We start from the raw sequence: 7,014 nt of genomic DNA on the forward strand, positions 1-7,014 counted from the left end.
GTGCGTTGGACGCACCCAACGCCACATTGGGGCGCTTGGGGGCCCTACCCGGCCGAGCAGCCCTGCAGCGTCGCCACCTGCTGGCCCGCCAGCAGGAACGCGCCCACGCCGAACGCCGACGTGTCGGTCGCGTGAGCGGTCGCCGGGCGGTCGCCCACCGGCTGGACGTAGCCCACCTTGCCGTCGGACTGCAGGGCCTTCGTCGACAGTGCCGTCCACGCCTTGTCCACCACGGGGCGGAACCGGGCCGCGTCGAGGATGCCCGCGTTGACGCCCCAGCCGATCCCGAACGCGAAGAACGCCGTGCCGCTGGACTCCGGGCCGCCGTGGTTCCACGGGTTGAGCAGGTCCGAGTTCCAGAAGCCGTCCCGTCGCTGGGTCAGGGCCAACGTCGAAGCCATCTTCTTGAACACGCGCAGGTACTCCGGCCGCCGCGGGTCGTCGGTCGGCAGGACCTGGAGCACCTTCGTCAACGCCGCCAGTGCCCAGCCGTTGCCGCGGGACCAGAACACGCCCGAGCCCTTGAACCGCGTGTCGCGGTACCACAGGCCGGTGAACTCGTTGAACAGCTTGCGTTCCGACGAGCGGAACAGCTGGTCCATCGCGTCCAAATAGGACGGATCGTGGTCGATCAGGCTCATCCGCGCGAACGACGGCATCGCCATGTTCAGCGCGTCGGCGTAGTCCCAGTAGTCGCGGTGGCCGGCCTGGACGGACGCCACCTCGGCCTGGATCCGGGTGCGGATCGAGTCGAGGGGGATCTCCGGGTGGAAGTACGTGTAGAGGTCGAGGTAGGCCTCGCCGGCGGCCTGGTTGTCCGGGAAGAACGGCCGCTTCGGGTCCTCCGGCAGCAGGTACTTGTTGGCCTGGGCCCACGGGTACGTCTTGTGGTTGGACTGGCCGGTGGTCCGGACCAGGGCCAGGTTGCCGACGTGGAACGTCGCGTTCTGCCAGTCCGGTGCGTCGGGGTTGGTGCCGTTGGCGGCCCAGTAGTTGCCCGCGGACACCATTTCGTCGGAGATCGTGCAGGTCGCGGCGGCCGCCACCGGGGTCGTCAAGAGACCGCCCGCCACCGCCGCGGCCGCGAGCACGCCGAAACCGCGAATTGCCGGGAAACGCATGAAAAGCGTCCTCCTCAACAGGTCATGGCGGCGGTCGTCCGCAGCGAGTGAAGCGCGTCCCGGTAACCGTGTCAAGGTACCGATCACCGGTACGCTGCAACGGTTTCCAGCAATCGGCGGCACGCGGACTCGGCGCCGTCGGCGTTCTTCGCCAGCACCAGCGTCAGCACCCGGGAATGGGCCACCAGCTCCATCGGCTCGCCCTGCGCCCGCAAAGCGGCGGCCACCGGCACCTGCAGCTGCGCGATCAGCGTGTTCCCCGACGCCCGGATCAGCGCCGCGTGGAACCGCGAATCGGCGTCCTGGAAAGCTTCGCCCTCGCCGCGCTCGACCGCGTCGGCCATCTGCGCGTAGGCCGCCGCCATCGCCGAAAGCTCGTCCGGACGCCGGTGCCGCGCCGCCATCCGCGCGGCCTGCGGTTCGATGGCCAGCCGCAGCTCGAGGAGCTCGCGCAGGTGCTCGCGGCCGCCGGGACCGCCGACGCGCCAGGCGATGACGTCCGGGTCGATCGCGTCCCACGCCTCGGGCGGCAGCGTCCAGGTGCCGACCCGCGGGCGCGCGGTGACCATGCCCTTCGACTCCAGCACGCGCAACGCCTCGCGGACCACCGTGCGGGACGCGGAGAACCGGCGGCCGAGCTCCTCGGGGACGAGCGGCTGCCCGTCCCCGAGGACGCCTTCGACGATGAGCCTGCCCAGTTCGTCGACGATCCGGGCGTGGAGGTTCACTCCGGCAGGCCGACGCGCCGTTCCCCGCTGCGCAGCTGCTGCAGCACGACGGCGATCACCAGCAGCGCGCCGTGGGCGACGTTCTGCCAGAACGGGTTGATCCCCAGCCCGGACATGCCGTTGTCGAGCACGCCCAGGATGACCACGGCGAGCACGGTCGAAATGATCGACCCGCGGCCGCCCTTGAGCATCGTCCCGCCGAGCGCGGCACCGGTGACGGCCTGCAGCTCCAGGCCTTCCGAGCCGGACGTCGGCTGGCCGGAGCCGGTGCGGGCGGTGATCAGCACGCCCGCGATCGCCGCGACCACGCCGACGAGCGCGTACACGCCGATGATGTACCGGTTGATGTTGATGCCGGCCAGCCGCGCGGCGGTGTCGTTGCCGCCGATGGCGTAGACGTTGCGGCCGATGTCGGTGTACTTGAGCAGGAAGTGCAGCAGCGCCGCGACGATCAGGAACACCCACACCAGCGACGGCAGGCCCGCGATCGCGCCCTTGGCCAGGAAGATGAACAGGTCGTCGCCGCCGGTGTAGCCCTGCGCCTTGCCGTCGGAGATGACCTGCGCGATGCCCTTGTAGGTGGCGAGCATGGCCAGCGTCGCGACCACCGGGTTGACCCGGCCGAAGATGATGATCATGCCGTTGACCAGGCCGCAGAGGATGCCGACGCCGACCGCGGCGAGGATGCCGACCTCGGCGTTGCCGGTCGAGGTGAACACCATCGCCGAGATCACCGACGCCAGCCCGGCCATCGAGCCGACCGAGATGTCCAGCGCGCCGAGGATGATCACCAGCGTCTGCACCAGGGCGAGCAGGCCCATGATGGTGATCGCGCTGCCGATGAGCAGCAGGTTGTTGGTGCGGAAGAAGTTCTCGTTCAGCACGCTCAGCAGGATCACCAGCGCGATCAGCGTGATAATCAGGCTGGAGTTCTGGACGCCGATACCGGTCAGCACGCGCCGCGCGGCAGACGGCTGAGGCGCGGCGGCGGGCGCCGAAGTTTCCTTGGTGGGGGTGCTCATGCGCCGATCTCCTGGGCGTCGTCCACGGCTGGTTCGGTTTCGGGGATGGCGAGGGTCAGCACGGCTTCCTCGGTCGCCTCTTCGCGGCCGATCTCGCCGGCCAGGCGCCCGGCGCGCATCACGAGGATGCGGTCGGCCAGCGTCAGCACCTCGGGCAGGTCGGAGGAGATGACCAGCAGCGCGATGCCTTCGGCGGCAAGGCCGTCGATGATCCGGTAGATCTCGGCCTTCGCGCCGACGTCGACCCCGCGCGTCGGCTCGTCGAGGATCAGCAGCTTCGGCCGCCGCGCGAGCCAGCGCGCGAGGACGGCCTTCTGCTGGTTGCCGCCGGAGAGCTTCCGGACTTCCTGCTCCATCGACGGCGTCCGCACGCGAAGCTCGCGTACGTACTCCTCGACGAGCGCGCGTTCCTTCGCCCGCTTCACCACCCGGAAGCGGCGAAGGCGGTCGAGGACGGCGATGGAGACGTTGTCGCGTACGGACCGCTGCATGAGCAACGCGTCCGTCTTACGCTCTTCGGGCGCGAAGCCGATGCCCGCTTTGACGGCGTCACCCGGGTTGTGCGCGCGCAGCCGCTTGCCGCCGAGCTCCACGGTCCCGGACCGGATCGGCAGGTCGCCGACGATCGCACGAGCCAGCTCGGAGCGTCCCGCCCCGACCAGCCCGGCCAGGCAGACGACCTCGCCCGCCCGGACCTGCAGCGAGATCCCGGTGACGTCGTCGGTCGTGACGTCGGCCAGCTTCAGGACCACGTCTCCGGTGTCCTGGGTGACGCGGCGCTCGAGCGCCGAAAGGTCGCGGCCGATCATCATCCGGACGAGGCCGGCCTCGTCGGTCTCCGCGGCCTGCTGGACGCCGACGAGCTTGCCGTCGCGCAGCACCGCGACGCGGTCGGCGAGCTGGAAGATCTCCTTCATCCGGTGCGAGACGTAGACGACCGCGACTCCGCTGTCGCGCAGCCGCCCGATCAGCCGGAACAGCGCCTCGACCTCGTGTTCCGACAGCGACGACGTCGGCTCGTCGAAGGCGATGACCCGCGGTGGGGTGGCCGCGGTGAGCACGCGCAGGATCTCGACGAGCTGGCGTTGCGCGGGGGAGAGCGCAGCGCCGAGCGTGGCCGGGTTGAGGACGCCTTCGAAGCCGTACTCGACGAGCGCGTCGTGCGTGGCCTTGGTGAGCGTGCGGCGGCTGAACACCCGGGCCTTCGCGGGGAGTTCGCCGACGAAGACGTTCTCCGCCACCGAAACGTGCGGGATGATCTCGGGTTCCTGGTAGATCACGCGCACCCCGGCGGCCATCGCCGCGCGCGGGGTGTCGAAGGTGACCCCGGTGCCGTCCAGGAGCAGCCGGCCGTCGTCGGGGCCCTGGTCGCCGGACAGCACGCGCAGGAGCGTCGACTTGCCGGCGCCGTTTTCGCCCATCAGCGCGAGGACTTCGCCGGAGCGGAACTCCAGCGAGACGTCGTCGAGGGCGGTGACCCCGGAGAAGCGCTTGCCGATGCCCTCGACGGCGAGCGCGGGAGGGGAGCTGGACATGGTCGCCTTCCGTACGGCGGTCGTGAGTGGTAAGGCGGGTTAGAACCCGCCTTACCACTCACGAGGGTGGGCGGTCAGGTGCAGTTGACGCCGGCCTGCTTGTAGTTGTCCTTGTTGACGATCGTGGTCTTGGCGATCGTCTCGGCGGGCAGTTCCTTGCCGTTCTTGACCTTGTCGACCAGCACCTGGATCGCCGAGCGGCCGACCTCGGCGCCGGAGATGTAGAGCGCGGCCTTGTTGCCGGTGTCCTTGCCGGCGGCCCAGTCCTTGCAGTCGAGGTAGGCCCCGAGCCCGACGCCGATGATGTTGTTCGCCGCCACGCCGGAGTTGGCCAGCGCGGTGACGACGCCGGTCTCGTTCTCGTCGTTGCAGCCCCAGACGACCCAGTGCTTGACACCGGGGTTGGAGCCGATCACCGCGCCGGAGCGGTTCTGCGCGTCGACCGGGGAGTTGTCGGTGCCGACGTCGATCACCTGGACGTCGGCGCCCGCGGCCTTGGCGAACGCGGACTTCGCGGCGTTGACGCGGTCGGTGCAGACGGTCAGGTCCTGCTTGAACGCGCTGATGATCTTCGTGTCGGCGGCGGCCCAGCCCGCGGCCTTGAACAGCTTCCCGGCCTCGGTGCCGACCGAGTCGCCCATCTGGCTGCCGTTGAAGCCGACGAACGGCGCCTTCGCGCCCGAGCCGTCCTTGATGACGTCGTCGGAAGCGATCAGCGGGATGCCCGCGCTCTTGGCCTTGTCGATCACCTGCGGGCCGATCGCCTGGTCTGGGACGACGATCGCGACGCCGTTGGCGCCCTGCGCGACCGCGGCGTCGAGTTCGGTGATCGCCTTGTTGGCGTCCTGGCCGAGGTTGACCACCTTGAGCTCGACGCCGAGCTCCTTCGCCTTCTCCTGCGCGCCCTGGGCCTGCTCGACGAAGTACTGCTGGTCACCCTGTTTCTGCAGGTAGTACAGGGTGACCTTGCCGTTGGCGGGTGCCTGCTGCTGCGGTGCTGCGGTGTCCTTGCCGGAGGAGCAGGACGCCAGCAGGGCACCGGAAATCAAACAACAACCAACAACGCTCCAGGTTCGGAACCTGTGCGGGTGTGTGGACATCGAGTGCTCCCATGGGGGCCGAGGTCGGGTGGTTCGTTCGGGGTTCACGAAGTGACTCGTATTACAAAACACCCGTTCGAGGAGCGTCAAGGCGCAGTTAGCGGAGCGAGACCTACTCTGCGTAGTTGCATCGTGGCAAGCAGGGGGTTCAATTATCGTATTTTTTCCGGCCTGTCCTGCGCGTTGTCCGGTTTTGTCCTGTGCGAATGTTCTGATCGGTGTTGTCGACTGTGGTGGAAGTTTCAGCGCGTACCCGGACGGCGTGGCTGTCCGATTCGCCCGGCTGGCAGGATGGCCGGACCACGTTAGGGGGACCGATGACGAAGCACCGCGTCGCCGCGCTCGCCGGAATCGCCGTCCTGGCGGCCGCCTGCAGCAGCCCGCCGCAGCAGGGGCCGGCGCCGACGCCGTTCCCGGATTCGACGGCTTCCTCTTCGGCCGCCGCGCCCGACGGGTCGTTCAGCGTCGTCGCCACCGGTGACGTGCTGATCCACCCGGCGCTGACCGAGCAGGCCGAGGCCGACGGCGGCGGCAAGATCGACTACCGGCCGCTGCTGGCCGGGATCAAGCCGCTGATCTCCGGCGCCGACCTCGGGATCTGCCACCTCGAGACGCCGCTGGCGCCGGAAGGCGGGCCGTACAGCGGGTACCCGTCGTTCAGCGCGCCGCCGGAGATCGCCGACGCGCTCAAGGACATCGGCTACGACACGTGCTCGACGTCGTCCAACCACACGATCGACCAGGGCGCCGAGGGCGTCACCCGCACCCTGGACAAGCTCGACGCGATCGGCGTCAAGCACACCGGCTCGGCGCGGTCGGCGGCCGAGGCCGCGAAACCGCTGATCATGGACGTCCAGGGTGTCAAGGTCGCGCAGGTGTCGTACGCGTTCGGGTTCAACGGCATCAAGGTGCCGGCCGGCAAACCGTGGCTGGCCAACCAGATCGACGTCGACGACGTCCTGGCGGCGGCTCGCAAGGCGAAGCAGGCCGGAGCGCAGGTCGTGATCGCGAGCCTGCACTGGGGCGTGGAGTACCAGCACGACCCGACGGCCGAACAGCGGTCGCAGGCCAAGAAGATCCTGGCGTCGGACGACGTCGACCTGATCGTCGGCCACCACGCCCACGTGGTCCAGCCGTTCGAGAAGATCGGCGGCAAGTGGGTGGCCTACGGGCTCGGCAACAGCATCGCCCGCCACTCCGAACCCAAGGGCGACACGGAGGAAGGCGCGGCGGTCCGCTTCCGCTTCGTCCGCGACGGCGACCGCTGGAAGGTCGACAAGGCCGAGTACATCCCGACCCTGATCCGCCTGGACGCCCCGATCCGCCTGATCGACTTGTCGACATCCCCGCCGTCGCCCCCGGTCACCAAGGCCCTCGAGGACACGGACAAGAACATCCTCAGCCTCAACGCGGACAAATCCGGCCTCACCCGCCCCGGCCCGTAACCCGTAACTCGCGTGATCAGAGCCGTAACTCGCGTGTTTGAAGCCGGATCTCGCGAGTTACGG

6 protein-coding genes are annotated in these 7,014 nt (G+C 69.2%); 1 reads left to right on the forward strand and 5 read right to left on the reverse strand.

All coding sequences use genetic code 11. From position 1 onward, the window contains the following. Positions 1–44 precede the first annotated feature (44 nt). From ACWEVN_RS45005 to ACWEVN_RS45025, 5 genes are all read right to left on the reverse strand, one after another. Positions 45–1,121, reverse strand: coding sequence for a glycoside hydrolase family 88 protein (locus ACWEVN_RS45005; RefSeq protein WP_452055360.1), 1,077 nt, complete (start codon positions 1,119–1,121; stop codon positions 45–47). Between the two features lie 83 nt (positions 1,122–1,204). Further along, on the reverse strand, positions 1,205–1,849 hold the full coding sequence (locus ACWEVN_RS45010) for a FadR/GntR family transcriptional regulator (protein ID WP_310976037.1): 645 nt from the start codon (positions 1,847–1,849) through the stop codon (positions 1,205–1,207). Then, positions 1,846–2,871 (reverse strand): ABC transporter permease, encoded by a 1,026-nt coding sequence (locus tag ACWEVN_RS45015; protein WP_310976038.1) that lies wholly within the window; start codon positions 2,869–2,871, stop codon positions 1,846–1,848. Before ACWEVN_RS45015 ends, ACWEVN_RS45010 begins: the two co-directional genes overlap by 4 nt. Next, the gene (locus ACWEVN_RS45020; RefSeq protein WP_452055361.1) at positions 2,868–4,406 is read right to left on the reverse strand and encodes a sugar ABC transporter ATP-binding protein; all 1,539 of its coding nucleotides are present in this window, start codon (positions 4,404–4,406) and stop codon (positions 2,868–2,870) included. The genes ACWEVN_RS45015 and ACWEVN_RS45020 overlap by 4 nt, the downstream gene beginning before the upstream one ends. 74 nt (positions 4,407–4,480) lie before the next feature. Further along, positions 4,481–5,455: a substrate-binding domain-containing protein gene (locus tag ACWEVN_RS45025; protein WP_310976040.1), complete on the reverse strand. Its 975-nt coding sequence runs from the start codon at positions 5,453–5,455 to the stop codon at positions 4,481–4,483. Between the two features lie 368 nt (positions 5,456–5,823). Between ACWEVN_RS45025 and ACWEVN_RS45030 the strand changes: the two genes are divergently transcribed. Continuing rightward, complete coding sequence (locus tag ACWEVN_RS45030; protein ID WP_452055362.1) at positions 5,824–6,951, forward strand: CapA family protein; 1,128 nt, start codon at positions 5,824–5,826, stop codon at positions 6,949–6,951. Positions 6,952–7,014 lie beyond the last annotated feature (63 nt).

It is taken from the genome of Amycolatopsis sp. NPDC003861, assembly GCF_053605405.1.